The following is a 25,264-nucleotide window of genomic DNA, read 5'->3' on the forward strand; positions in this document are numbered from 1 at the left end:
GGCATGGCCGGCGAACCGAACTGGGAGTGGTACCGCACCTTCCTCCACGTGCTGGAAACCGGCTCGCTGTCGGCTGCCGGCCGCGCCATGGGCCTGACGCAGCCGACCGTCGGCCGCCATATCGACAGTCTTGAGGCCGCGCTGGGCCTGAAGCTCTTCACGCGCTCCTTCGACGGCTTCGCCCCGACCGACGCCGCACACACGCTGCGGCCCTATGCCGCCGGACTCGCCGCCACGGCCGCGGCCATGCGGCGCGCGGCCAGCGGGCACGGCGCCGGCGTGCGCGGCACGGTGCGGCTGTCGGCGAGCGAGGTCGTCGGCGTCGAAGTGCTGCCGCCGATCCTGGCCGCACTGCGCGAAGCCCACCCGGCGCTGGAGATCGAACTGGTGCTGTCGAACCGCGTCGACGACCTGCTGCATCGCGAAGCCGATATCGCCGTGCGGATGTTCCGGCCCGAGCAGGATGCGCTCGTGGCCCAGCGCGTCGGCGGCATCGAACTGGGGCTGCATGCGCATGAGCGCTACCTGGCCGCGCACGGCGTGCCGCAGTCGCTGGAGGAACTGCCGGGGTTTGCCATGATCGGCTTCGACCGGGAGACGCTGTTCATCCGCCGCTTGCTGGAGCGCTTTCCGGCGTTCTCGCGCCAGCGCCTGGCCTTTCGCGCCGACAGCGACCTGGCCCAGCTGGGCGCGATCCGCGCCGGGTTCGGCATCGGCGTGTGCCATGCCGCGCTCGCGGGCCGCGACCCGGGGCTGGTCAGGGTGTTGCGCAGCGAGTTTTCGGTGGCGATGGATACCTGGGTAGCGATGCACGAGGACTTGCGCGGCAGCGCGCGCTGCGCGGTGACGTTTGCCGCGCTGGTCGCAGGACTTCGCGACTACGCCGGAACGGCGACGATGGGGCCTTAGTCCGGCATCACGCCGGTGGCCTTGCTACCTGAGCGCGCGTGGCGAGATAGGGCAGGTTTGCCGCGACGAAGAACGCCAGCAGCAGCGCCCCCGCGCTCCATGCGAGCGCCGGCACCCACGGCATCAGGCTGGCCAGTATCGCGCCCTTGGCGGCGCCGGAGGCCACCGCGGCGATGCGCAGGAAAGCGGCGATGGCCAGCACGGCAAACACCAGTCCGGTGAGCCTGCCTTCGCGGCCCACACGCCCGGCATCGAGCGCGGCATTGGCCGCCGCGCCAAACATGATTCCCCACATGCCGCCGGCCAGGCATTGCGCGGCCAGCACCGCCTGCAGCGAAGCGGCGGCAATGAACCCGGACAAGGCCAGCGCGCCCAGCACCGACGCGGCGAGCAGCAGCACGCAGGCGGGAAAGCGCCGCAGCCATGGTGTCTCGGGCAGCAGCACGCACAGCGCGAAGCCGATCCAGAACGCCGGCATCACCCGCACCAGCTCGGCGCTGGCAACGAAGCGAAGGTAGGCCGGTCCGGAGTTGATCGCGGTGTGGACCTGGAAGCCCAGCGCGAGCAGCCAGACCGCTGCGAACAGCAGCCACAGGCGCCGCGGGCCGGCACTGGCAATCGGCGCCGCGTCAGCCCGTTGGCTTGCCGGCGGCAATTCAACCCAGCGCAGCGCGACCACGGCCACCACCAGTGCCGCGCTGGCCGCGGCAAAGGGGATCAACGGCGAAGCCTCGCGCAGCCGCGCCGTCAGCACCGGTGCCACCGCGCCGGCCAGGCCGATGCCGAGCAGCGACGCCAACACCAGGAACGACGAAGCCGATCCCTGCAGCCGCCGCGCGATGATCACCATGGGCGGCGCGCGCAGGGCCGAAGAGGTGGCGGCCCACAACGCGGTCAGGGCAAGCAGCAGCACCGGCGAGGAAGCCGAAGGCAGCAGCACGAACGCCAGCGCGGAAACCACCGACAGCGCCAGGATCCAGCCGCCGAGCCGGCGCATGCCGTTGGCGACACGGTCGGCGGCGATGCCCAGCGCCAGGTCCATGGCGACGAAGATCACCTGGTCCATCACCAGGATCCACGCAACCTGCGCGCGCGGGATGCCTGCCTGCGTGGCGAGCTGCGGCAGGAACGCCACGTAGAGGGTCCACGTGACCGCCAGCAGGAACTGCACGGAGCAGAAGATCAATGCGCGCATGCGGCCCACCTTGCCCGGTGTATTCCCTGGAAGGATAGGGCAAGGACGGGGGTAGGGCCGGGAGTAGGGCCGGGAGCGGGGCTCAGTAGTCGCGGAGCTTCTCGCCGTTGACCTCGACGAGCTGGTCCAGCCGCAGCGCCTCGCCCGTGCCGAGCGAGACAAACTCCACCCGCTCGCGGCTGAAGATATCGGTGATCGTCGCCGTCACTTGCCGCGCCGCGCCATCCTGGTCGCGATAGCGGATCACGGCGGGCCGGCGCACGGTGGCCAGCGCTTCGAGCAGGTCGTGGAATTCGCAGCTGATCGGGCTGTACGGGGTGGATGCCTGGTTCATGTCAGTAGCTCGTAATGCAGGGCGGTGGCCGGCTTCAGTCGCCGGACCTGACCGACCGGATCAGGTTGTTGCGCAGCGTCGCCACCGCCTTCTGCAGGCGTGCGAATTCGTCCGGCGCCAGGCCGGTGGCTTCGGCCAGGCTGCCTTCGAGGCGCTTTTCGCGCAGGCGGCGGCCAGTGCGGGTCAGGCTGACCCGCACCTGGCGCTCGTCCTCGGGATCGCGCTGCCGTTCCACGTATCCCATGGCTTCGAGCTTCTTCAGGATCGGCGTCAGCGTGTTCGATTCCAGGAAAAGCTTCTCGCCCAGGCTGCCCACGGTCTGGTTGTCTTCCTCCCACAACGCCACGATGGTGATGTATTGCGTGTAGGTCAGCCCCAGTTGTTCGAGGACGGGCTTGTACGCCTTGCCGAACGCCAGGTTGGCGGAATAGACGGCGAAGCAGAGGAAATCGGACAGCTTGGGGTCCGCGGCGGCGGCCTTGTCGGTGGCTTTCATGGTCTGGCTCCCGTGTCTGGATGACGCTGCGGGAAATTATAGGTCGTATGCGATTGTATCGGGGATGCGATAACCGGATGCGACCCATGGGCCCCGGTCCGTGCCTTTTAGGCACGGACCGGGGCCGCGCGGCTGCGTCAGCCGGTGATGACGTTGATCGCCACGTCGATGTTGCCGCGCGTGGCCTTGGAGTACGGGCAGATTTCGTCAGCGGCATGGGCCACCGCCGTCGCCACGTCATGCGGCACGCCGGGCATGCGCACGTTCAGGCGGGCCTGCAGCAGGTACTCGCGGCCGGTCTGGCCCAGGTCCACCTCGATCTCGACGGCCAGGTCGGACGGCAGGGTCAGCTTGTGCGTCTTGGCCGCCAGGCCTACCGCGCTGATGTAGCACGCCGACCACGCGGCCGCGAACAGGCGCTCGGCGGTGGGATGCGCATCGCTGCCATCGAAGACATGGTGGGGGTTGGCTTCGCTGCCGGGCGACGACAGCCGCATGTCGACGGTGCCGTCATGCCCGCGGGGCGTGTTGCCGGCGGCGCTGAGGGTGGTGTAGGTCTTGCCGGTGGCCAGGACTTTGTCGATCTTGCTCATGGCGGGGGTTCCTTTCGGTCAGGTGGTATTTATATCTTGTGCGATTGCATCGCATGCGATATGTACGGGGAAAAACAATCAGCTGTCGCTGATCTATCGCAAACGCTTCAATCGCATGCGATGGAAAGCATGATGGGATACGGACCGGCTGAAGTCAAGGAGAATTTCCACGCCACCGTGCAACTGTGCGGGAGCCGCCTCAGTCTTCCTCGACAAAGAACTCGATCGCCTCCTGGCCGGCATCGCCGGGTGCGGAGAACGTGATCCAGCCGTGGCCCCGCAGCGTGATCTCGTCACGGCGCAGCATCAGGCTGTCTTCGCCGTCGATGCGGACATGGGTGCCGTTGGAACTGCGGTCGATCAGCACGAAGCGGCCGCCGCGCGGCTCGACAGTCGCCTGGAAGCGCGACACCTGCCGGTCGAGGATGACGATGCTCATGGTGCTGTCGCGGCCGATGGTCAGCGGCGCCGAGGTGGCGTCCATCTCGAACAGCGTGTCGCGGTAGCGCAGCGACAGGAACAGCGAGCGGCGCGCCGCGACATCAACCGGGGCGACCAGGGTCAGCTCGGTGTTCTGCTGCCAGATCGCCTCGTACAGCTCGATCAGCTGCAGCTTGCCGCGCACCTGGATCGGATACAGCGCGCGCGTCATCTGCCGCAGCGGTGCCGATAGCTGCTCCACGGCATGCTTGCTGGTGATGATCTGTCCGCGCGAGGCCAGCTTGACCAGCCGCGCGGCCAGGTTGACCGTGTCGCCGAACACGTCGCCGCCTTCGTCCGACAGGATCGGGCCATGGTGGAAACCGATATGGATCGACAAGGCTATGCCGGCGATCGGTGCCAGCCCGGCCACGCCCTCCTGCATGTCGAGTGCGGCCTGCATCGCGTGATCGGCGGCGGGGAACAGCACCATGATTTCGTCGCCGATGGTCTTGACCACGCGCCCTTGCGCGAGCGCGGCGCGCGCCTTCATCAGCGCCAGGCATTGGCGGATGGCGGCGAGTGCCACCGCGTCGCCGGCCTTGTCGTAAAGCCGCGTGCTGTCGCAGATGTCCGCGAACATCACGGCGCCGTCGCATTGGTCGGCTGGCGAACCTGGATCCTTTTGCATCACCGGCGAAGTTGTCAGTTTTCCGGGCGGGCAGCGCGGGCTGCTGCGGGCGCGCGCCACGTCTGCATGATAGGAATTCCACTGGCGGATTGCTGGCCCGCACGCGCTCGCCGCCGGTGCGCAAAGCCTCAGGTGTGGCGTGGCGCCGACTAGAATGAATCAGCCTGTGTTTGTCCCTCTGTTTTGTCTCTGCATCGCGGGAGGAAGATGCCATGGCGGAAATCGAGAAAGACAAGGTCGTCGGGGTGCTGAACCAGATACTGGAAGCCGAACTCGCCGGGGTTGTGCGCTATACGCACTATTCCTTTCTGGTGTTCGGCTTCGGCCGCATTCCCGTAGTGTCCTGGCTGCGCGAACAGGCCAACGAATCGTTGCTCCATGCGCAGCAGGCCGGGGAGTGGATCACCACGCTGGGCGCGTATCCCTCGCTCGGCATCGCGGCGCTGCTGGACAGCCACACCACCGACATCGGCACCATCCTGCGCGAATCGCTGGCGACCGAGCGGCAGGCGCTGGACCTGTACCGCCAGCTGCTGACCCTGGTCGAGGGCCGCTCGGTGGCGCTGGAAGAATATGCGCGCGAGTCGATCCAGCTGGAGGAACTGCATGCCGGCGAGGTCGACAAGATGCTGCGCAAGCCCGGACAGCCCTAGGTTGATGGGCGGGTTTGTGGCCCGGGTGACGAAAAGGTTGCCCGAGCCCCCGGGCTCGCCTAGACTGGATTTCGGCCGGCGCTGAGTACAAGCCTGGCGTACCGATGTGAACCTTTGCGGCTTTCACCGCGGGGAGACGCTCGATGTTGCCCACGCCCATTTCCGAGAAGGCGCTGTCCCGCGGGTTGCTTGACGTCCTGATCCGCGCCGGGCTGATCGCCGTGCTGGCGGTTTTCTGCTTCCAGATCTTCCACCCGTTTGTCGACCTGCTGCTGTGGTCGGTGATACTGGCGGTCACCATGTACCCGCTGCAGGTTCGGCTGCGCACGCGGCTGGGCGGCCATGACGGGCGCGTTGCCACGCTGATCGTGGTGCTGGTCCTCGCCATCATCCTGGTGCCGACCTACCTGCTGGGCGAGGCGCTGGTCGAGTCCGTGGAGAACGCCATCGCCATGGTCAGGGAGGACCGCGTGCATATCCCGATGCCGGCGGAGTCGGTCGCCGCGTGGCCGTTCGTCGGGCAGCGCCTCTACGACTTCTGGCTGCAGGCCGCCACCGACATGACAGCGGTGATGGAAAAGCTGATGCCGCAACTCAAGGGCGTCAGCCTGGCGCTGCTGGGCAAGCTCGCCGGCGTCGGCGTGGCCCTGCTGGTCCTGCTGTTCGCGCTGATCATCGCCGGCATCATCATGGCCTATGGCGAGGAAGGGACGCACAGCGCCAGGCAGATCGCCTCGCGCGTGTTCGGCCCGGAGCGCGGCCCGCGGCTGGCTATGCTGTGCACCGCCACCATCCGCGCGGTGGCGCAGGGCGTGGTAGGCATCGCCTTCATCCAGATGCTGCTGATCGGCGTTGCCTTCGTGATCAAGGGTATTCCCGGCGCCGGCCTGCTGGCGCTGGCGGTGCTGCTGCTCGGCATCATGCAGTTGCCGGCGACGCTGATCACCATCCCGGTGATCATCCTTGTCTTTGCCGCCGAGGGTGCCACCGGGGGGACCGTGATCTTTGCCGTCTACACCTTTATCGCGGGACTGGCCGACAACGTGCTCAAGCCGCTGATGCTCGGCCGCGGCGTGGACGTGCCGATGCCGGTGGTGCTGATCGGAGCGCTGGGCGGGATGGTGACAGGCGGCGTCATCGGGCTGTTTATCGGTCCCGTGATGCTGGCCGTGGCCTACCGGCTGTTCTGGCAGTGGGTCGAAGACCAGCCGCCTCCGCAGCCTGCGCAGCCGGTGCCCGAATCGATCGAGCAGACCGCGGAATAGTGCAGGCCGGTTCGCCTCATGCCCGTGCGCAACCGGCCGAACGGAATGCTGCTGGCCGGCGTGCTGTGCCTGGGCGCATGCGCGCGGGTGGGCCCCGACTTCCAGCCGCAGCGCGAGGCGTGGACGGCCTCATGGGACAGCCCGGCGCTGCAGGGCGCGACTGAACGGCGCCTGGCGCCCGACCTGGGGCAGTGGTGGCAGGTATTCGGCGACCCGACGCTGGAGCGCCTGATCGCCGAGGCCGATGCCAACAACGCCGGACTACGCATCGCCGGCCTGCGCGTGATGGAAGCGCGCGCGCAGCTCGGCATCGCCCAGAGCGGCCGCTACCCGCAGCTGCAGCAGGTGAGCACCGATGCGCTGTACACCTCCAGCCGCCAGGCCGGCGGGCGCAACCCGCAGAACAGCCGCTTCTGGCAGTTCAGCGCGGGCTTCGACATCGGCTGGGAGCTGGATTTCTGGGGGCGCTTCAGCCGCGCCATCGAATCGGCCGATGCCGCGTACTTTGCCGCGCGCGCCAACCACGAGGATGTGCTGGTGCTGCTGCGCGCCCAGGTGGCCGAGACCTACTTCGCGCTGCGCACCGCCGAGGCGCGGCTGCGCATCGCCCGCGACAATGCCCGGCTGCAGCAGCGCAGCTTTGAAATCACCGAGCGGCTGTTCCGCAGCGGCGAGACCGACGAGCTCGACCTGCAGCAAGCCAAGACGCAGTACCTGGGCACGCTCAGCAGCATCCCCGAGTTCGAGGGCCAGATCCTGCGCACGCGCAATGCGCTGGCGGTGCTGGCGGGCCACCCTCCCGGCGCGCTGCCGGAGCTGCCCGAACTCGCGGAGCGGGAAGGGGCACTCCCGCTGCTCGACCGCGCCGTGGTGCAGGACGTGCCGGCCAGCCTGCTGGTGCGCCGTCCGGATGTGCGCGCCGCGGAGCTGCAGATTGCGGCGCAGTCGGCGTTGATCGGCGTGGCCGAGGCCGATCTCTACCCGTCGCTGTCGCTCTTGGGCAGCATCGTCTGGTCCGCCAGCACGCTGGCCGGCACGCCCAACACGCTGGCGCTGGTGGGCGGGCCCAGCCTGCGCTGGAACGTGTTCGACTATGGCCGCATCCGCAACAACGTGCGGGTGCAGGACGCACGCCTGCAGCAGCTGATCGTGGCCTACCAGGACGCGGTGCGGCAGGCCGCGCGCGAAGCCGACGATGCCGCCAGCGGCCTGCTCAAGTCGCTGGAGCGCGAAGAGATCCTGCGCGAAGGCACGGTCGCCGCCAACCGTTCGCTGTCGCTGGCCAACTCGCTCTACCGCGAGGGCTATTCCGACTTCCAGCGCGTGCTGGACGCGCAGCGGGCGCTGGCGGCCCAGCAGGATGCCTACGTGCTCAACCGCAGCAGCGCCGTGAGCAACCTGATCGCGCTGTACAAGGCGCTGGGCGGCGGCTGGCACAGCGAACTGCCTCTGGTCGACCCGGCGACGCGCCAGCAGATGCAGCAGCGCACCAACTGGGGCGACCTGTTCGAAGAAGCCGCGCGGCCGGCCGCGCCTGCGGGGGCGGGCGTTCCGGCGACACCACGGCAGGTATCCAACGCGGAGGCCCGATGAGCGACACGCCACAGCCCGCAGCAGTCCCGCCGGAGCCAGCATCGCCACCGCCGCCGCCGCCGCCGCCGCCGCCGCCGCCGCCGCCCGCCGCGGCAGCGACCGCCGATCCGGCCAGGAAAGGCATTCGCTGGGTGCTCGTGCTGATCGCCGTGAGCCTGGTGTGGTACCTGCTGGCCGACCGGCTCACGCCCTATACCCAGCAGGCGCGCGTGCAGGCCTTCGTGGTGCCGGTGGCGTCGGAGGTGGCGGGGCGCGTGACCCGCGTCCATGTGCGCAACAACCAGGACGTGGCGGCCGGCACGGTGCTGTTCGAGGTCGACCCGCAGCACTACCGGATCGCCGCCGACCGCGCGCGCGCCGACCTGGAGTCGACGCGCCGGCAGATCGGCGCCAGCACCGCCGGCATCGAATCGGCGCAGGCGGCGCTGCGCGCAGCGCGCGCCAACGAGGTCAAGGCGCGCCAGGACAGCGAACGCCTGGAGCGCCTGTACCGCGAGGACCAGGGCACCATATCGCTGCGCCGGCTGGAGATCGCGCGTGCCAGCCTGGAAGCAGCCACCGCGCAGGTGGCCGCGGCCCGCGCCGAGGTCCAGCGCGCGCGCGAGCAGGAGGGCGGCAGCGCCGAAGACAACGCCAAGCTGCGCAGCGCCGCCGCCGCGCTGGAAAAGGCCGAGCTGGACCTGGCCAATACCAGCGTGCGCGCGCGCTCGGCCGGGCTGGTCACCGATCTGCGCACCGAGACCGGCCAGTTTGCCGCTGCGGGCAATCCGGTGATGACGCTGATCACCATCCACGACGTATGGATCAACGCGGAGATGACCGAGAACAACCTTGGCCACGTGGTGCCCGGCACGCCGGTGGCGATCGTGCTGGATTCGCTGCCGGGGCGGGTCTTCACCGGGCGCGTGCGCAGTGTCGGCTATGGTGTCAGTGTCGGCGGCCCCCCCACGCAGCCCGGCAGCCTGCCGACGGTGCAGAACAGCCGCGACTGGCTGCGCCCGGCCCAGCGTTTCCCGGTGACGGTGGAATTCGATCCCGGCCAGTTGTCGTCGCTGCGCGGCGTGCGCGTGGGCGGGCAGGCGGAGGTCATGGCGTTTCCGACGGAAGGCAATCCGCTCAACCCGCTCGGCCGCGCCTTCCTGTACCTGATGAGCTGGCTGTCCTATGTCTACTGACAGCCCGGCGACGGTACCGGCGGCATCGCGGCCGCCGCCCTCGCCGCGCGCACGGCGCGCGCTGCGCCTGGCCGGCGGCACCGCGTGGTGCCTGGCGGCCAGCTTCGGCCTGGGCCTGCCGATCCCGATGCTCGCGCCAGTGCTGGCCATATTCCTGCTCGCCAGCATGAACCGTCCGCTGGCGTTCAAGACCGGCGTGGGCCTGGCGCTGGTGGTGATGCTGACCACCGGCAGCGGCCTGCTGCTGATTCCCTTGCTGCGCCACTACCCGGTCAGCGGCGTGCTGCTGACCGGCCTGTGCCTGTTCCTGGCATTCCGCTACGGCTTGCGCGGCGGCAACAACCTGGTGTCGACCTTCCTGGTGGTCGGCCTGACCATGATCTCGTCGGCCGGCACCTTCGACTTCGGCCTGGCCGTGACGGTCATTGCCGCGCTGGTCAAGGGGCTGCTGCTGGCGGTGCTGGCGCTGGCGCTCGGGCATTGGCTTTTTCCCGAGCCCGCGGGCACACCGGCGGCGCCCCCGGCCAGCGCGCTGCCGGACGACCTGGCGGCGTGGGTCGCACTGCGCGCGGCGCTGGTGGTGATGCCAGCCTTCCTGCTCACGATGACCGATCCCACCACCTACATGCCGATCATCATGAAGGCGGTCAGCCTGGGCCGGCAGAGCTGCACCACTTCTGCGCGCAACGCGGGCCGCGAGCTGCTGGGCTCGACGCTGCTCGGCGGCCTGCTGGCGATCGCATTCTGGGGCGCGCTCAGCCTGTTCGTGCACCTGTGGATGTATTTCCTGTGGATGCTGCTGTTTGCGCTGCTGGTGGCGCGCAAGCTCTATGGGCTCAGCCCCTCGCGCCAGGCGCCCGGTTTCTGGCTCAATACGCTGGTGACGCTGGTCATCCTGCTGGGGCAGTCGGTGCAGGACAGCGCGGCCGGCAAGGACGTCTATACCGCCTTTGTCGTGCGCATGGGGCTGTTTATCGGCGTCACGCTGTACGCGTGGCTGATGATCGAGCTGCTGGACCAGCCGCGCGCGATGCGCAGAGGGCAACCGCAGTCGTCGCAATAGATGCCCGGCATCAATCCACCCAGGGGTTGGCCAAAACGATCCCGGTCCCATCGAAGTCCTTTCCGTTGCGCGTGGCGAGCGTGGCGCCGTTATGCCTGCAAATGGCAGCAATCTGCGCATCTGCCATGCTGATCGGACGACCATTGCGCTCTCGCTGTGAAACGAGCGCGGCATAGTGCACGGCGGCGTTCTCGTCGAACGGAAGCACCCGCTCGGCAAACTCCTCGTCGAGCATCTTCAGTGCGGCATCACGTAGAAAGTCTTATCCCAGCGCCAGCCCGCCATGCGCCAGCAACTGGCGGAAGACCGCCAGCTGGGTTTCGCCGGTCTCGGCCAGCCGGTGGCACACGTGCACGTGGGCATCCATGTCGCTGTGGCCGCGCAGCGCGTCCTTGCACTCGCGCTCGGAAATCTCCACGTGGACCCCCGTCAGGATGGCGCGCCCGTAGCCCACGCGCGCGGACACGATCGCAGGCGGGGAGCCGGCCATGCCGGTGTAGACCGCCAGCACCTGCGTACCCGGGCCGGGCTCACCCCCGAAATCGAACAGGCAGCCGCCGTGGTAGTGCATGTAGAGAGAGACCGGTGTCGGTGTCAGGTGATCGGTGGTGCGGATCTCCACGGCCGCGGCGGTGCGCGGCGTGCCGTCGTACAAGCGTCCGCCGGTGAGGTCGGGCAGCGAGCCGACCGCCACCGCGTCGACAAAGCGCAACTCGCGGGCGCCGCAGATCGCGCCCGAGGTGCCGGCGTGAAAAGCAAGCTCCCGGCACGCGTAGTAGGCGCCGGCGCAGATGCCCAGGTAGACGCCGCCCCGTTCGATAAAGCTGCGGATGCGCGCGTTGGGTGCGCCATTGAGCGCCGCGCAGTAGGGCAGGTCGGCGCCGCCCGGCATCACGAACATCACCGCATCGTCGAACAGCGTAGGGTCGTGGCGGATATCGTCGGCCATGACCGCGCGGATTTCGTAGGCGCCGGCCTGCAGCTGGTGGCCGATGGTGCGCATCAGGCAGGCGGTCCAGTCGGAGGCGCCGGCGTCGACATACGTCAGGATCTTGTGCTTGGACATGCTGGTCGTGGCGGTTGGGGGCGGGGGGCACAGGCAACGCTTATCGCTTGCTTTCTACCCTAGTTTTCGCGACGGCGCAGTACCGGCTTTCCTGGGGCCGCGCGCCGCCATCGTATCGCGTACGGCTTCGCGCACGCATTCCGCCAGCAGCGCCGCCGCGCGCGTCTGGCCGGTACCCGCCTGCGCGATCACCAGCGGCTGGCGCACGGTTTCCTCGAGGATTGGCTTTTCCACGACGCTGGCCGACTGGCCGGAGGCCGGCGCCTGCGTGATCAGCAACGCGGAACCCAGCCCGTTCGCCACCATGCTGCGCGCCAGTTCCAGCGACGTGGCGCGGTAGCGCACCTCCGGCTGCAGGCCGAATTGCCAGAACGGCGCCATCAGGAATTCGCGGCTGTGTGGCAGGTCGATCAGGATCAGCGGCTCGCGCGCCAGCGCGTGCAGCGAGATTGCGGCCTTGCCGCGGGCCAGCTTCGAGCCGGCCGGCACCAGCCCGTAGGGCCGCAGTTCCGCCAGCACTTCGCGGCCGATCTCGGCAGGCAGCCCCACGTCGTAGGTCAGCGCCAGCTCGATCTGGCCACCGTGCAGCCAGTCTTCGAGCTGGGCCAGGTCGCCTTCGACAAAACGCACTGCGAGCCGGGGATAGCGCTCGCGTGCCACGCGCAGCACCGCCGGCAGGTAGGCCGGCGCCAGCGTGCGGAACACGCCGATGCGCACCTCGCCGGCATCGCCGTCGCCGCGCTGGTCGATCTCGAATGCCGTTGCCGCGCCCAGGATCCGGCGCGCTTCCGCCAGCTTGCGTGCCCCGAAGCGGGTCAGCGCCAGCCTGGTGCCCGCATCGCGGGCGAACAGGGCTTCGTCGAACAAGGCTTCCAGCTCGCGGATGGCGACCGAAATGGAAGGCTGCGAGACATTGAGCAGCCGCGCAGCGGCGGCGGTGCTGCCGGATTCCGCCGTGGCGGCGAAGTAGCGCAACAGGCGCAGCGAGATGCGCGAAGGAGATGGCTGCGATGCCATTAAATAATCCTATAGGTGCTACTAAGAATCAATATTTTACTTGATAGCCTGCGCTGCGCAGAATCGGACCACCAGCCCTTGAGGAGCAAGACCATGACGCATTCCAACCTGCCTGATGTGCCCGATCTCCCGCTAGCCGGCCTGCGCGTGATCGATTTCTCGCGCGTGCTCGCCGGCCCGTATTGCACCGCGTTGCTCGGCGACCTCGGCGCCGAAGTCATCAAGGTAGAGCCGCCCGGCGGCGACGACTATCGCACGGTCGGTCCCTTCTCCGACGGCAAGAGCGGCCTGTTCTCGGCGATGAACCGCAACAAGCAGAGCATCGTGATCGACCTGAAGACGGACGACGGCCTGGCTGTCGCCCGCGCGCTGTGCCGCGGTGCCGACGTGGTGGTGGAAAACTTCCGCCCCGGCGTGGCGGACAAGCTCGGCATCGGTTACGCCGCGCTGCGCGAACTGAACCCGCCGCTGGTCTATGCCAGCGTGTCGGGCTTTGGCCAGACCGGCCCGGAATCGCACCGCCCGGCCTACGACATCATCCTGCAGGCGATGTGCGGGCTGATGGACGCCACCGGTGCGCCCGACGGCGCGCCGACCATGCTCGGCGAGGCCGTGTCCGACGCCGTCAGCGGCCTGTTCGCCTCGTGGGGCGTGCTGGCCGCGCTGCTGGCGCGCGAGAAGACGGGGCGCGGCACGCATGTCGATGTGTCGATGTTCGATGCCACGCTCAGCCTCAGCGCCACGCTGGTCGCGCGCTACGCGGCCACCGGGCTGGCGCCGCGGCGCGTGGGCAACCGCCATCCGTCGTCGGCGCCGTTCGGTGCGTATCGCGCCGCGGATGGCTTCTACGTGGTGGCGGTGCTGAACAACAAGCTGTTCCAGGCGCTGGCCGACGCCATCGGCCAGCCCGCGATGGCGCACGACCCGCGCTTTGCCGATGACGAGACGCGGTGCCGCTTCGAGTCCGACCTGCGCGCCATGCTGGAGAGCTGGTCGGCGACGCGCACGGTGGCGGAGGTGAACGCCGTGCTCGGCGCCGCCGGCATCCCGGTCGCGCCGATCCGCAATGTCAAGCAAGCGCTGGAAAGCGAGCACGCGGCGCATCGCCGCCTGCTGACCGAGGTGCCCGGCACGGACGGCGGCACGGTGCGCCTGCCGTCGCAGCCGGTCAAGTTCTCTGCCTACGGCGCCAACCGCGTGACGCCCGCGCCGGCGCTGGGCCAGCACACCGGGGCCATCCTGGCCGCGCACGATTTCAGTAATTTCAATAAGGAGAAGCAACATGCATAAGCGAATGGGCGTCGAAGCGGAAGACCTGGAGATCGCCGACGCGATCGGCCGCTTCGCGCAGAGCGAGCTGGCCCCGAACGCCGCCGCGGTGGATCGCGACGAAACCTCCACCACGCGCTACGTGCCGCAGCTTGCCGAGCTCGGCCTGATGGGCATGAACCTGCCCGAACGCTGGGGCGGCACCGAGACCTCGCCGGTCGCGCTGATCCTGTCGCTGGCCGAAGTCGCGAAGGCCTGCGCGTCGACCTCGTCGATGATCGGCGCGCACTACCTGGCCACCGACTCCATCCTGATCGGCGGCGACGACAGCCTGCGCGCACGCTACCTGCCCGACGCCGCCGCCGGCCGCAAGCTTGGCGCGTTCGCGCTGACCGAGCCGCGCGCCGGTTCCAACCCCGCCGACATGGCCACGCGCGCCACCCCCGAAAGCGACGGCTACCGCCTGCGCGGCGTCAAGCACTTCATCTCCAACGCCGACGCCGCGGACTTTATCGTCGTCTACGCCAAGACCGATCCCGCGGCCGGCACGCGCGGCATCAGCGCCTTCGTGGTGGACCGGCACAGCGCCGGCGTGGAGGTCGCGCCCGCCGAGAAGCTGATGGGCATCCGCGGCGCGCCGGCGCACGAGGTGGCGCTGGACTGCTTCGTTCCCGCGGCAAACCGGCTGGGAGCGGAAGGCAGCGGCTTCCGCACGGCGATGAAAGTGCTCGACAACAGCCGCCTCGACGTGGCCGCCACCAGCCTCGGCATCAGCGAAGCGGCGCTGGCGTGCGCGGTCGACTGGGCCAGGCAGCGCCAGGTCGGCGGCGAGCCGCTGGCGCGCAAGCAGGGCCTGCAGTGGATGTTCGCGGACATGCGCACGCGGCTCGAAGCCGCCTGGCTGCTGACGCTGCAGGCCGCGGTGCGGCGCCGTGACGGCGAGCCCTTCACCGAGCATGCATCGATGGCCAAGCTCTATGCCTCGGAGACGGTCGCCTTCGTCACCGATACCGCCTTGCAGATCCACGGCGGCTACGGCTTCACGCGCGAGATGCCGCTGGAGCGGCTGGTGCGCGATGCGCGCATCCTGCGCATCTACGAAGGCTCGTCGGAGATCCAGCGCGCGGTGATTGCGCGCGCGGTGCTGGCGTAGGGCGTGCGCCGCAAGACGCCCCGACTGCATCCGTTGCTCTCGCCCATTCAGGAAAACGACAAGGGCGCAGCCGCCCGCCGCTGGCTATAGTCTGCGAGGGCCGGGGCTTGCCAGCGCGCCGATTGCGCAATTTATGCGCAATTGGCATGAATGCATGCGCGTCCCGAATCAATCCGAAGGACCGGAGTGGCAGGGCGGAGGGCTGCCTTGCAAAGGGGGAGGCATGGATGTCGAACTGCAGCGCGCCATATTGAACAACATCCCGGACCAGGCCTGGCTGAAGGATGCCGGCTCGCGCTACGTGCTGGTCAATGACGCGTTCATGGCCGCATGCGGACGGACCGAGGCCGAGATCGTGGGCAGCACGCCGGACCAGGTCTGGTCGGCGGAATGGGGCCAGGTCTACCTCGATACCGACAAGGCGGTGGTCGACAGCGGCGTGCGCCGCCGCTACGAAGAAAGCCGGCATGGCAAGGACGGCAGCGTGCGCTGGTTCGACACCATCAAGATGCCGATCCACAACCCGGGCGGCGAGGTCATCGGCACGGTGGGGATCTCGCGCGATATCACCGACCGCAAGCGCTCCGAGCAGGAGCTGCTGGCCTCGCGCGCGCAGCTGCGCGAGCTGTCCGCGCACCTGCAATCCGTGCGCGAGGCGGAACGCACCCGCATCTCGCGCGAGCTGCACGATGAGCTGGGGCAGTCGCTGACGGCGCTGCGCCTGGGGCTTAGTTACATCGAGGCGCAGCAGGGCCCGGCTGCCGACGACGCGTACCGCAAGCATGTGCAGATGCTCAAGGAGATCGCCGATTCGACCGTGGAAGCCGTGCAGCGCATTGCGGCCGACCTGCGCCCGCCGGTGCTGGACGAACTGGGGCTGGCCTCGGCGATCGAGTGGCTGGTCGAGTCATTGTCGGAGCGCACTGGCATTGCCTGCGAGAAGGCGCTCCAGCCGGTGGCGGACCTCGGTGCGGAAGTCAGCACCGCGGTCTTCCGGATCGCGCAGGAAGCGCTGACCAATGCCTGCCGCCATGGCCAGGCCGATCGCGTGCGCGTCGAGCTGGCCGAGGCGGGCGGCATGCTGCGGCTGGTGGTCGCCGACAATGGCTGCGGCATCGATACTTCCGTCACCGGCCGCCGCCGCAGCCTGGGTTTGCTCGGCATGCGCGAGCGCGCGCTGATGCTGGGCGGCAAGCTAGTGGTGAGCAGCGAGAAAGGCCACGGCACACGCATCGAGGCGCTGGTTCCGCGCGATGCCGGTATTGCGAGCGGAGACAGCAGATGATCCGCATCCTGCTGGCCGATGACCACACCATCATCCGCGACGGGCTGAAGAAGATCCTGTCCACCGTGCCGGACATGCAGGTGGTGGCCGAGGCCGCCGACGGCAACGAACTGCTCGCGCTGCTGCGCGCCGGCCTGCCGGACGTGCTGCTGCTGGATATGTCGATGCCGGGCCGCAGCGGCATCGTGCTGATCCAGCAGTTGCAGGCCAGCTATCCGGCGCTGCCCGTGCTGGTACTGAGCATGTACCGCGAGTCGCAGTACGCGGTGCAGGCGATCCGCGCCGGCGCTGCCGGGTATCTCACCAAGAATGTCGAATCGGACCAGCTGATCAGTGCGATCCGCAAGGTGGCGCGCGGCGGCACCGCGGTCTCGGCCGCGATCGCCGACAAGCTGATCGGGCAGGCGCGCCAGCCGCTGGCGGCCTTGCCGCATGCCCGGCTGACCGCGCGCGAACTGCAGGTGTTCCAGATGCTGGCCGAAGGGCAGGGCATCAACGAGATCGCGCTGACGCTGTCGCTCAGCGGCAAGACGGTCAGTACGCACAAGGCCAACATCCTGGCCAAGCTGGAGCTTTCGTCGACCGCCGGGCTGGTGCACTACGCCATCCGGCACGGTCTGCTGGCGGAAGCGGGCGAGCCCGGGGAGGCGAGCGTTATCCCATAGCATTGCTGCGGCGCAGCTAGGCCGATCCTTAGGTCGAATTCAGCCGATCCTGATGCAGCCGGCGCGCGCCGGCACCTACGCTTCAGGTCACGGGGCAGCGGCTCCGGCAGAACGACAAGACCTGAGGAGACACGCCATGCAGCTGGACCTGCTGATCCGGGATGCGTGCGTCCGCGACGACGCGCCCCTGACCGACATCGCCATCCGCGACGGGCGCATTGCCGCCATCGAACCCGGCATCGACGCGCCGGCGCACGAAGTGATCGAAGCCGGCGGGCGCGCCGCCATCCCTGGCCTGGTGGAACCGCACCTGCACCTGGACAAGGCGCTGCTGCATCGCCGGCTGCCCGCCCGGCTGGGCACGCTGGACGAGGCCATCCGCGTCACCGGCATCCTGAAAAGCAAGCAGCAGCGGCACGACGTGCTCGACCGCTCGCGCCAGGTGCTGGACATGGCGGTCCGGCATGGCACCGTCGCGATCCGCGCCCACCCCGACGTCGACCTGATCCAGGGGCTGATCGGGGTGGAGACGCTGCTGGAGCTCAAGGCGGAGTACCACGACCTGCTCGACCTGCAGATCGTGGCCTTTCCGCAGGAGGGCATCCTGAAGTCGCAGGGCACGCGCGAGCTGATGATCGCGGCCATGGACATGGGCGCCGACGTGGTCGGCGGCTGCCCTTACAACGAGCTGAGCTGGGCCGATACCGTGCGCCATATCGACATGGTGTTCGAGCTGGCGCAACGCTATGACGCGCCGGTCGACATGCATGCCGACTTTGCCGACGATACCGCCGACCAGCGCTTTGCCGCGGTCGACTACATCGCGCGCAAGACCATCGAATGCGGCTACCAGGGCCGCGTCTCGCTCGGCCATGTGACCAGCCTGGGCGCGCTCGACACGGCGCAGCTGGAGCCGCTGGTGGCGCAATTGCGCGACGCCGGCATCAGCATCGTGACCCTGCCCGCGACCGACCTGTACCTGGGCGGGCGCAAGGACGCGCAGAACCAGCGCCGCGGGCTGACGCCGGTGAAGGCGCTGCATCACGGCGGGGTCAACGTCGCGTATTCGTCCAACAATATCCGCAATGCCTTCACGCCGTTCGGCAAGGCCGACATGCTGCAGATCGGCAATATGCTCGCGCACGTGGCGCAGTTCGGCGTGCCGGAGCACCAGCTCGCTGTGCTCGGCATGGGCACGCACAACGCCGCGCGCGCGATCGGGCTGCAGGACAGCTATGGCCTGGAAGTGGGCCGGCAGGCCGATATCGTGATCCTCGACACCTTCAAGGTGGCGGACGCGCTGATCGACATTCCGCCGCGCCTGTGGGTGGTCAAGCGCGGGCGGATCACGGTGGTGACGCAGCACCGCTGCGACATCCGCCGGCACCATTGCTGCGCGCACTGAACCGCCCCAACCCTTTCAAGGCTTTCCAGGAGACGATCATGAAGAAGCTGCCTGCCGAAGTCGTGGCCTCGCTGCTGGCCATCACCACCGTTCCCATTGCCGCGCATGCGTCGCACCTGCCGCCGTGGGCCATCTTTATCAGCTGGGCCGCCACCTTTGCCATGGGCGGGCCCACGCCGGAGAACCTGAAGAAGATCTGGCCGACCTTGCCGGTGGGGTCGCTGTTCGCGTTCGTGATCGTGCTGTGCTTCCGGCAGGCCGCGGAGCAGTACTCGGGGCCGGCGCTGATCGCGGCGGAGATGATGATCCTGTTCATGCTCAACGCCGGCATGATGTTCCTGGCGCGCGTGTTCTACACGCTGCGTTTCATTCCCGGCATGTTCTTCGGCTTTGCCTCCTACTTCGCCACGCTGTTCGGGGGCTTCGGGCCCACGCCGGGCGATCCCGTCGCCGCGCTGGGTGCCGTCATTGCCATGAATGCAATGGGCCCGGCCTATGCCTGGATCAAGGCGCGCTACTCGGCGCCGGAAAGCCTGGTCGAGCGGTCGTGGCAGGCGCACAAGCGCGAAGCCTGAACCGCCATCGCATCGTCATCATCATCGCGGCTGCCCGCGCGGCGACGGCACGGGGCAGCCGGTCTTTCCGGGGGAACGGGCATGGAACACAACGGCATGGAAAACAGCGGCATGAAACATACGATTGAAGTCGACCCCTGCGGCGGCACCTCGCGCAGGGCTTTCCTGGCAAGTTCAGCAGCGCTGGCGGGCAGCACGATCCTGGCGCCCGCAAGCGCCGAGGCGGCGCAGGACGCCGCGCCCGCGGCGCGCGGCGTCCTGGCGCATTCGGATGCGGGCATGGTCACCAGCCCGCATGGGCTCGCCAGCCAGGCGGGACTGGAAGTGCTGAAGGCAGGCGGCAATGCGATCGAGGCAGCGATTGCGATCGGCGCGGTGCTGAGCGTGACCTATCCGCATTTCACCGGTCTGGGCGGCGATGCCTTCCTGGTGACCAGCGACCGCGACGGCAACGTGCGCTCGTTCTCCGGGATCGGGCAGGCCGCCGCCGAAACGCCGGGCTACAGCGGCGCCATCCCGTTGCGCGGGCCGGGCGCCGCGCTGACCGCGGCCGCGACGGTCGCGATCTGGGACCGCGCCTTTGCCTTCGGCAAGAGCCAGTGGGGCGGTACCCAGTCATGGTCGACGCTGCTGGGGCGCGCGACCGAGTACGCCGCCAACGGCTTCCCGGTCACGCCGTCGCAATGCTTCTGGCAGGAGTTCCGCGCCGCGGACCTGCCGGCCTGGGGCGGCTTCGGCCGCGTGTTCGCCCCCGACGGGCGCATGCCGAAGCCGGGCGAAATGTTCCGCCAGCCCGAACTGGCGCGCACGCTGGAGCGGCTGGCGACGCAGGGCGGGCGGGAGTTCTATGAGGGCGACATCGCCGGCCGGCTTGCGGCAGGGCTGGCGCAGGCCGGCTCGCCGTTGCGCGCCAATGACCTGGCGCGCTGCCAGGCACGCGAGGAAGTGCCGCTGCGCGTGGCCTACCGTGGCGGCGAACTGCTGGGCCTGCGTCCGCCCACGCAGGGCGTGACGACGCTGGAGATCATGGGGATCCTCGACCGCTTCGACCTGTCGGCCGTGCCCGAGGGCAGCGCCGACTACTACCACCTGCTGGTCGAAGCCGTGAAGCTGGCGTTCCTGGATCGCAATCGCTACGTCGCCGATCCCGATTTCGTCGACGTGCCGGTGGACCGGCTGCTGTCGCGCCGGCACCTCGATGCGCAGGCGCAACGCATCCGCATGGCACGGGCCATGCCGTGGCCGCATGTGTACCAGCCCGGCGATACGGTGTACATCGGCGCGGCCGACCGCGAGGGCCGCTGCGTCAGCATGCTGCAGACGGTGTATTTCGACTGGGGCAGCGGCGTGGTGGTGGGCGACACGGGCGTACTCTGGCACAACCGCGGCGCATCGTTCAGCCTCGATCCCGCCAGCCCCAACGTGTTGCAGGGCGGCAAGCGGCCCTTCCACACGCTGAACCCGGGCATCTACCTCAAGGACGGCCGCCCCCGGCTGCTATATGGCACGCAGGGCGCCGACGGACAGCCGCAGACGCTGGCGGCGGTGCTGACGCGGATGATCGACTACGGCATGGACCCGCTGACCGCGCTCGGCCGGCCGCGCTTCCTGCTGGGCAAGACTTTCTCCGACAGCCGCGACAGCCTCAAGCTGGAGCAGGACGCCGGCAGGCAGGTGTTCAGTGAGCTGGCGGCGCGCGGCCACCAGCTGAGCCCGATCCCGGCGCAGAGCCAGCTGGCCGGGCATCCGGGCGCGATCCGGATCGGACCGAAAGGGCAGCTTGCCGGCGCGCACGACCCGCGCAGCGACGGACGCGCGCTGGGGCTGTAGCCGGCGCGGTGCTAGCCGCGCCCGCGCAACGGCTTGAGCAGGTGCGACAGGCCGTTGTGGTCGAGCTCGTGCATCAGCGCCAGCAGCCCGCCAATCTCCCCTGGCGGGAAGCCTTCGCGGGCGAACCAGTTCAGGTAGTTGCCCGGCAGGTCGGCAATCACCGTGCCCTTGTGCTTGCCATAGGGCATGGCGACGCTGACCAGCCGCTTCAGTGCGTCGGAATCGAACGGAGTCATGGTGGCGTCAAATCGGCAGGGCGCTACGCTACCACAGCTTGCGCCCGCCGGTCCGCCACCGGTCCGCGCGTTAGCGCGCGGGGACTGGCGTCAGGCGCCGTCGAGGAAGCCGCTGCGCTGGCCCAGGCGGGTGCCGAGCGCATCGGGGGCCAGGCTCATGCTGGCGGGATCGACGGCGCCGGCAGGTGCGGCTGCCTGCATCGGGTCGACCGGGGCCGGCGCCATGCCCGGTTGCGCGGGCTGGCCTGCGGGTGCGTACGGGCTGGCTGCGCCCGGGGCCTGTGCGACCTGGGCGGATGGTGCGGACGGTGCGGACGGTGCGGGGGCCGGCATGGCTTGCATCGGTTGCGCGGACGGCGCCGGCTGGGTGGCTTGCATCGGTTGCGTGGCTTGCATCGGCTGGGCCGGTTGAAGGGGCTGGGCCTGCTGTGCGAACAGCGGGTAGGACGCGACCATCGCGCCAGCCATCAACAGGGATTTCGCCAGATGTTGCTTCATGCGTGTACCTCCAAATTAGCCTTCAGGCATGGGAAAGACCACTTTAGCGCCGAGGCACCTGACATTCTGTTTGTTTTTGCAACGGTGATTTACCAGCCTTGCCAGGCACGCGTGAGCGGGTTAATTACGCGCGCGATGCCAGCGCCACCGCTTGCCCCTCCACCCTGAGCCCGAAGTGCGCGTGCTGGCCGACGGGGAGTGCGACAGCGCGCCGGGGCGCCACCAGCGCCGCAAAAGCGCCGGTGCGGTTACACGTTGCTACGTGCCTAACCTTCTGCGAACACCTGCCGCCGCGGCGCACCGTTACATTGCCGGCCAGGAGGACATCACCATGCGAAGCATCCTGGCCGCCTGCGCTCTGGCAGGCATCGCAGTCATGGGCCCGGGCACCGCCCAGGCCCGCGTCAACGTCGATATCGGCATCGGCATTCCCGGCTATGCCGTGGCGCCGCCCCCGGTCTACTACGAGCCGGCGCCGGTCTACGTGGCGCCGCCGCCGCCGGTGGTCGTGGCGCCGGCCTATTACGACGACTGGCGCGAACAACGATGGCGGGAGCGCAAGTGGCGCGAGCGCGAATGGCGCGAACAAAGGCGGCGCGAGCGTGAATGGCGCCGCTGGCACGAAGACCACGACGACTGAGTGATGCTGGTGGCAGATGGCGCCTGCCGTCCGTTTCTTGTCGCTTTCCGTGCCGGCCGGATTAAGCGCGGGTTCCGGCCGCCTTGACTCGGGTCAAGGCCCAATCGGTCTTGCGGCCTAGACTGGATGCAAGCAAGACCGAAGCGAGGGCATCATGGCCTACGACAGCATCCTGGTCCACCTGGACGGCAATCCACAGTCCTCCCGCCGCCTGCACCTTGCCGGCCGCCTCGCCAGCGCCGCCGGCTGCCCGCTGATCGGCTTGCTGGCCGGGCGCGTGCCCGACCCCGGCTGGTCCTACCGCATGGACAATGCCCAGCGCTGTCTGGCCGAAGACCAGGAACGCCGCCGGCTGCAGCGCGAAGACATGCACTGCGCCTTCGAGGCCGCCACCCGCGAACTGGGGGTCGTGGCCGATTGGCGCGCGGTCGATCGCGACCCCGTCACGCTGGCGCTGCGCGAAGCGCGCGAGGCCGGGCTGATCGTGTCCGGCCAGTACGATGGCGACAACGTCGAAGGCCCGGTGGCCCGGCAGCTGCTGGAAGCGCTGCTGCTGGAATCCGGCCGGCCCACGCTGGTGGTCCCGTGCGCCGGCGAGTTCAGCACCATCGGCACGCGCGTGCTGCTGGCCTGGAACGGCAGCCGCGAGGCCGCGCGCGCCCTGCACGACGCGCTACCACTGCTGGCTGGCGCGCAAGTCCGCATGCTCGGCGCCCATACCCCCGCCAAGGAGCTGCGTGCCGATGCCACGCCGGTCAGCCACGCGCAGCGGGTGCTGGAGCGGCAGGGCGCCTCGGTCGAAGTCGAGCACGGCCCCGGCGGCGCTGACCTGACCATTGGCGAGCTGATCCTGTCGCGCGCCGCGGACTTTGGCGCCGACCTGACCATTGGCGAGCTGATCCTGTCGCGCGCCGCGGACTTTGGCGCCGACCTGATCGTGATGGGCGCCTACGGTCATGGCCGGCTGCGCGAACTGGTCCTCGGCGGCGTGACCCGCGTGCTGCTGCAGTCGATGACCGTGCCGGTGCTGTTCTCGCACTGAAGCGCGCGCCGCCGCGCGCCTGCGGCAACCTCCTTGCCGGCTCACTTCAGCTGCGCAGCAAATTCTTCCAGCTGCGTGATGCAGGTATTCCAGCCCTCGTGGAAGCCCAGCTCTTCATGCTGCTTGCGCGTGGCTTCGTCCGGATGCATCACGCGCGCGGTGTAGCGCGTGCCATCGTCTTCGTGGCGACGGCGCGTCTGGCAAGGAGAAAAATGCAAACGCCCCGGCAATGGCCGGGGCGCGAGTTGGCAGGTGGAAATTTATTGCTGGCGCACGTATGCCGCCAGCGCGCGCACTTCTTCCGGCTTCAGGCTGGCAAACGGCGGCATCGGCACCGCACCCCACTTGCCGCTGCTGCCGCCGCGGATGCTGGTTTCGAGCTTCGCCTGGGCCTGCGCATCGTTCTTGTAGCGCACGGCGACCTCATGGTAGGCCGGTCCGACCACCTTCTGCGTCACGCTGTGGCAGCTCAGGCAGGCATTCTTTGCCAGCAGCCCCTGCACGTCGACGCTCGCGGCCGCGGCGCCGGGAGCAGGCGCCGCTGCAGCCGGCTTGCCGGCCTTCTGCGCGATCGCCACGATCTCGGGATCCTTCGCCTTGGCCGAGCCATAGGCCACGGCCAGGTAGGCGCCGAGCTGCTCGACTTCGGCATCGTCGATCGGCGCGCCGTAGGCCTGCTGCATCTTCTTCATCTCGGCGGTCCACTGCGCCAGGCTTAGCCCGGGCGGCTGGTAGGAGACGTAGTCGGCCGAATGGCAGATCGCGCATTTCTGCATGGCGATGCCGTAGCCCGGCAGCCTGGCGGGCTTGAGCTTGACGTTTTCCGCCGGCAGCTTGATGTCCTGCGGCGCGGCGCCGGCATGGCCGGCACCGAGCAAGGCGAGCGCCAGCAGCGCGGGGGCGATGGTTGCTTTCATGGCGCGTTCCTCAGGCGATGGTGACCGGCGTGGCTTCGATGACATTGCGGCGGTAGCCGGCGGGGTTCCAGTTGGCCTTGGCCGGCTGGGTCTCGCCCTTGTTGCTGGTGGCGCGCACCATCAGCACCGCGGGGCCCTTGCGGGCGAACTTCACCGGCAAGTGCCACGCGCGGAACGAGAAGCGGCCCAGGTCCTCGCCGAGCTTCGCCGCCTGCCAGTTCTGCCCGCCATCGACGGAAACCTCGACCGTGCGGATGCCCGAGCCGCCGTCGAAGGCAATGCCCTTCAGCTCGACGGTACGGCCGGCCGGCAGCCTGCCGCCGTTTTCGACGCTGGTGATAAAGCTGCGCACGGCCAGCGTCGAGATCGGCCGCGTCTTGGCGGCCGGCGTACCGGGGGCCACGCACTGGCAATCGTTGTCCGGCACGCGGTAGCCCTTGGTCATGAAGAACGCGTCATGGCCCTCGAACGGGTGGTCAAGGACTTCGATCTCGGAAAGGTGCTTGATCCAGTAGGTGCCGAAATACCCCGGCACCACCAGCTTGAGCGGATAGCCGTTGAGCAGCGGCAGGTCTTCGCCGTTCATGCCCCAGGCCAGCAGCGGCTCGCCGTTCATCGCATGCGCGATATCGAGCGACTTGCGGAAGTCCGGCGTGCTCGGCAGCACCGGCGTATCCATGCCGTTGAAGGTCACCACCTTGGCGCCAGCCTTGATGCCCGCATGCTCCAGCACCTTGCGCAGCGGCACGCCGGTCCAGCGCGCATTGCCCATCGCGCCGTTGGCCAGCTGCGCGCCGAACACGCGCGGCTCGCTGAAGCCGCGGCTGTTGCCCGAGCACTGGTTCACCGCCACCACCTCGACGGGATCGGCCAGCTTCTTGAGCTCGTCCAGCGACAGCCGCAACGGCTTGCCGACATGGCCGCCCACGCTCAGCCGGTAAGTGTTCAGGTCTACCGACAGCGGGATGTTGGCCAGGTGATAGCGCACAAAGAAGGCGTCGTTGGCCGTGATCGGCCCCTCGTTGAACGTGGAGAAGGGCGTTTCCAGGTGCGGCGGGCGGGTGCTGACGCGCACCAGCGGGCGCTTGCCCGGATAGCGCACCAGCGGACGCGGGCCGTCGGCGAGCGTGACGCCGTCGGTCGCCTTTGCGGCAAGGGCGCCGAGCGGCGAGGCGAGCAGCGCGAGCCCGCCAGCATGGCGGACGAAGCGGCGGCGGGTGGGGCCAGGCTGGGGGGCGCCGGCAAGGCCGGCGGGCGTGTTCTTGTCTCGCATGGGGGC

Annotated in this window: 27 protein-coding genes and 1 pseudogene; 15 read left to right on the forward strand and 13 right to left on the reverse strand. The window is 69.0% G+C overall.

Going from position 1 to position 25,264, the window contains the following annotated elements; translation table 11 throughout:
• Nucleotides 1–3 precede the first annotated feature (3 nt).
• Nucleotides 4–909: a LysR family transcriptional regulator gene (locus IPF36_RS27705; protein WP_135703758.1), complete on the forward strand. Its 906-nt coding sequence runs from the start codon at nt 4–6 to the stop codon at nt 907–909.
• Nucleotides 910–916: 7 nt separating this feature from the next.
• On the opposite strand, the gene IPF36_RS27710 is transcribed toward IPF36_RS27705, so the two are convergent.
• From IPF36_RS27710 to IPF36_RS27730, 5 genes are all read right to left on the reverse strand, one after another.
• Nucleotides 917–2,104, reverse strand: coding sequence for an MFS transporter (locus IPF36_RS27710; protein ID WP_133095264.1), 1,188 nt, complete (start codon nt 2,102–2,104; stop codon nt 917–919).
• An 82-nt stretch (nt 2,105–2,186) separates the two neighbouring features.
• On the reverse strand, nt 2,187–2,438 hold the full coding sequence (locus IPF36_RS27715; RefSeq protein ID WP_133095263.1) for a hypothetical protein: 252 nt from the start codon (nt 2,436–2,438) through the stop codon (nt 2,187–2,189).
• A gap of 34 nt (nt 2,439–2,472) precedes the next feature.
• Complete coding sequence (locus IPF36_RS27720) at nt 2,473–2,934, reverse strand: MarR family winged helix-turn-helix transcriptional regulator (protein WP_135703760.1); 462 nt, start codon at nt 2,932–2,934, stop codon at nt 2,473–2,475.
• Nucleotides 2,935–3,071: 137 nt separating this feature from the next.
• Nucleotides 3,072–3,527 (reverse strand): Ohr family peroxiredoxin, encoded by a 456-nt coding sequence (locus IPF36_RS27725; RefSeq protein ID WP_195431510.1) that lies wholly within the window; start codon nt 3,525–3,527, stop codon nt 3,072–3,074.
• Nucleotides 3,528–3,726: 199 nt separating this feature from the next.
• Nucleotides 3,727–4,590 (reverse strand): adenylate/guanylate cyclase domain-containing protein, encoded by an 864-nt coding sequence (locus tag IPF36_RS27730; protein ID WP_133095260.1) that lies wholly within the window; start codon nt 4,588–4,590, stop codon nt 3,727–3,729.
• 260 nt (nt 4,591–4,850) lie between these two features.
• On the opposite strand from IPF36_RS27730, the gene IPF36_RS27735 reads away from it, so the two are divergent.
• From IPF36_RS27735 to IPF36_RS27755, 5 genes are all read left to right on the forward strand, one after another.
• Entirely contained in the window at nt 4,851–5,291 is a 441-nt protein-coding gene (locus tag IPF36_RS27735) for a bacterioferritin (protein WP_133095259.1), read from the forward strand.
• A gap of 143 nt (nt 5,292–5,434) precedes the next feature.
• Entirely contained in the window at nt 5,435–6,556 is a 1,122-nt protein-coding gene (locus tag IPF36_RS27740) for an AI-2E family transporter (RefSeq protein WP_195431512.1), read from the forward strand.
• Nucleotides 6,557–6,574: 18 nt separating this feature from the next.
• Nucleotides 6,575–8,149, forward strand: a complete 1,575-nt coding sequence (locus IPF36_RS27745) for an efflux transporter outer membrane subunit (RefSeq protein WP_195431514.1) — start codon at nt 6,575–6,577, stop codon at nt 8,147–8,149.
• Nucleotides 8,146–9,324, forward strand: coding sequence for an HlyD family secretion protein (locus IPF36_RS27750; protein ID WP_195431516.1), 1,179 nt, complete (start codon nt 8,146–8,148; stop codon nt 9,322–9,324). The genes IPF36_RS27745 and IPF36_RS27750 overlap by 4 nt, the downstream gene beginning before the upstream one ends.
• Complete coding sequence (locus IPF36_RS27755; protein ID WP_135703764.1) at nt 9,314–10,387, forward strand: DUF2955 domain-containing protein; 1,074 nt, start codon at nt 9,314–9,316, stop codon at nt 10,385–10,387. The genes IPF36_RS27750 and IPF36_RS27755 overlap by 11 nt, the downstream gene beginning before the upstream one ends.
• 10 nt (nt 10,388–10,397) lie before the next feature.
• Here IPF36_RS27755 and IPF36_RS27760 read toward each other — a convergent pair whose 3' ends face one another.
• From IPF36_RS27760 to IPF36_RS27770, 3 genes are read right to left on the reverse strand one after another with little or no spacing between them, the layout of a single operon-like run.
• Nucleotides 10,398–10,622, reverse strand: coding sequence for a PIN domain-containing protein (locus IPF36_RS27760; RefSeq protein ID WP_135703765.1), 225 nt, complete (start codon nt 10,620–10,622; stop codon nt 10,398–10,400).
• 27 nt (nt 10,623–10,649) lie between these two features.
• Nucleotides 10,650–11,453, reverse strand: coding sequence for a BPL-N domain-containing protein (locus tag IPF36_RS27765; RefSeq protein ID WP_135703766.1), 804 nt, complete (start codon nt 11,451–11,453; stop codon nt 10,650–10,652).
• A gap of 54 nt (nt 11,454–11,507) precedes the next feature.
• Entirely contained in the window at nt 11,508–12,470 is a 963-nt protein-coding gene (locus tag IPF36_RS27770) for a LysR substrate-binding domain-containing protein (protein ID WP_135703767.1), read from the reverse strand.
• A 93-nt stretch (nt 12,471–12,563) separates the two neighbouring features.
• On the opposite strand from IPF36_RS27770, the gene IPF36_RS27775 reads away from it, so the two are divergent.
• The 7 genes from IPF36_RS27775 to ggt all read left to right on the forward strand — a co-directional run bounded on the left by IPF36_RS27775 (nt 12,564) and on the right by ggt (nt 20,652).
• A complete protein-coding gene (locus tag IPF36_RS27775) occupies nt 12,564–13,760 on the forward strand; it encodes a CaiB/BaiF CoA-transferase family protein (RefSeq protein ID WP_195431518.1) in 1,197 nt (398 codons plus the stop codon).
• A complete protein-coding gene (locus tag IPF36_RS27780; protein ID WP_195431520.1) occupies nt 13,753–14,892 on the forward strand; it encodes an acyl-CoA dehydrogenase family protein in 1,140 nt (379 codons plus the stop codon). The genes IPF36_RS27775 and IPF36_RS27780 overlap by 8 nt, the downstream gene beginning before the upstream one ends.
• A gap of 223 nt (nt 14,893–15,115) precedes the next feature.
• The gene (locus tag IPF36_RS27785; RefSeq protein WP_135703770.1) at nt 15,116–16,177 is read left to right on the forward strand and encodes a PAS domain-containing protein; all 1,062 of its coding nucleotides are present in this window, start codon (nt 15,116–15,118) and stop codon (nt 16,175–16,177) included.
• The gene (locus IPF36_RS27790; RefSeq protein WP_133095248.1) at nt 16,174–16,842 is read left to right on the forward strand and encodes a response regulator transcription factor; all 669 of its coding nucleotides are present in this window, start codon (nt 16,174–16,176) and stop codon (nt 16,840–16,842) included. Before IPF36_RS27785 ends, IPF36_RS27790 begins: the two co-directional genes overlap by 4 nt.
• Before the next feature lie 136 nt (nt 16,843–16,978).
• On the forward strand, nt 16,979–18,247 hold the full coding sequence (locus tag IPF36_RS27795; protein WP_133095247.1) for an amidohydrolase family protein: 1,269 nt from the start codon (nt 16,979–16,981) through the stop codon (nt 18,245–18,247).
• Between the two features lie 38 nt (nt 18,248–18,285).
• A complete protein-coding gene (locus IPF36_RS27800; protein WP_195431523.1) occupies nt 18,286–18,822 on the forward strand; it encodes a DUF1097 domain-containing protein in 537 nt (178 codons plus the stop codon).
• A gap of 111 nt (nt 18,823–18,933) precedes the next feature.
• On the forward strand, nt 18,934–20,652 hold the full coding sequence (gene ggt, locus IPF36_RS27805) for a gamma-glutamyltransferase (protein WP_133095398.1): 1,719 nt from the start codon (nt 18,934–18,936) through the stop codon (nt 20,650–20,652).
• Nucleotides 20,653–20,663: 11 nt separating this feature from the next.
• On the opposite strand, the gene IPF36_RS27810 is transcribed toward ggt, so the two are convergent.
• Nucleotides 20,664–20,888: a DUF3820 family protein gene (locus tag IPF36_RS27810; protein WP_133095245.1), complete on the reverse strand. Its 225-nt coding sequence runs from the start codon at nt 20,886–20,888 to the stop codon at nt 20,664–20,666.
• 90 nt (nt 20,889–20,978) lie between these two features.
• The gene (locus IPF36_RS27815) at nt 20,979–21,386 is read right to left on the reverse strand and encodes a hypothetical protein (protein WP_195431525.1); all 408 of its coding nucleotides are present in this window, start codon (nt 21,384–21,386) and stop codon (nt 20,979–20,981) included.
• A gap of 331 nt (nt 21,387–21,717) precedes the next feature.
• On the opposite strand from IPF36_RS27815, the gene IPF36_RS27820 reads away from it, so the two are divergent.
• Both IPF36_RS27820 and IPF36_RS27825 read left to right on the forward strand, forming a co-directional pair.
• A complete protein-coding gene (locus IPF36_RS27820; protein WP_195431527.1) occupies nt 21,718–22,026 on the forward strand; it encodes a hypothetical protein in 309 nt (102 codons plus the stop codon).
• 154 nt (nt 22,027–22,180) lie between these two features.
• Nucleotides 22,181–23,068, forward strand: a complete 888-nt coding sequence (locus IPF36_RS27825) for a universal stress protein (protein ID WP_195431528.1) — start codon at nt 22,181–22,183, stop codon at nt 23,066–23,068.
• A gap of 41 nt (nt 23,069–23,109) precedes the next feature.
• Here IPF36_RS27825 and IPF36_RS27830 read toward each other — a convergent pair.
• The 3 genes and pseudogenes from IPF36_RS27830 to IPF36_RS27840 all read right to left on the reverse strand — a co-directional run.
• Nucleotides 23,110–23,250: pseudogene (locus tag IPF36_RS27830) on the reverse strand (SRPBCC domain-containing protein); the annotation flags it as partial.
• A gap of 78 nt (nt 23,251–23,328) precedes the next feature.
• Complete coding sequence (locus tag IPF36_RS27835; RefSeq protein ID WP_133095241.1) at nt 23,329–23,985, reverse strand: c-type cytochrome; 657 nt, start codon at nt 23,983–23,985, stop codon at nt 23,329–23,331.
• A 10-nt stretch (nt 23,986–23,995) separates the two neighbouring features.
• The gene (locus tag IPF36_RS27840) at nt 23,996–25,258 is read right to left on the reverse strand and encodes a molybdopterin-dependent oxidoreductase (protein ID WP_133095240.1); all 1,263 of its coding nucleotides are present in this window, start codon (nt 25,256–25,258) and stop codon (nt 23,996–23,998) included.
• Between the last annotated feature and the right edge of the window lie 6 nt (nt 25,259–25,264).

The organism is Cupriavidus sp. IK-TO18, from assembly GCF_015549295.1.
GTDB classification, from domain to species: Bacteria; Pseudomonadota; Gammaproteobacteria; order Burkholderiales; family Burkholderiaceae; genus Cupriavidus; species Cupriavidus oxalaticus_A.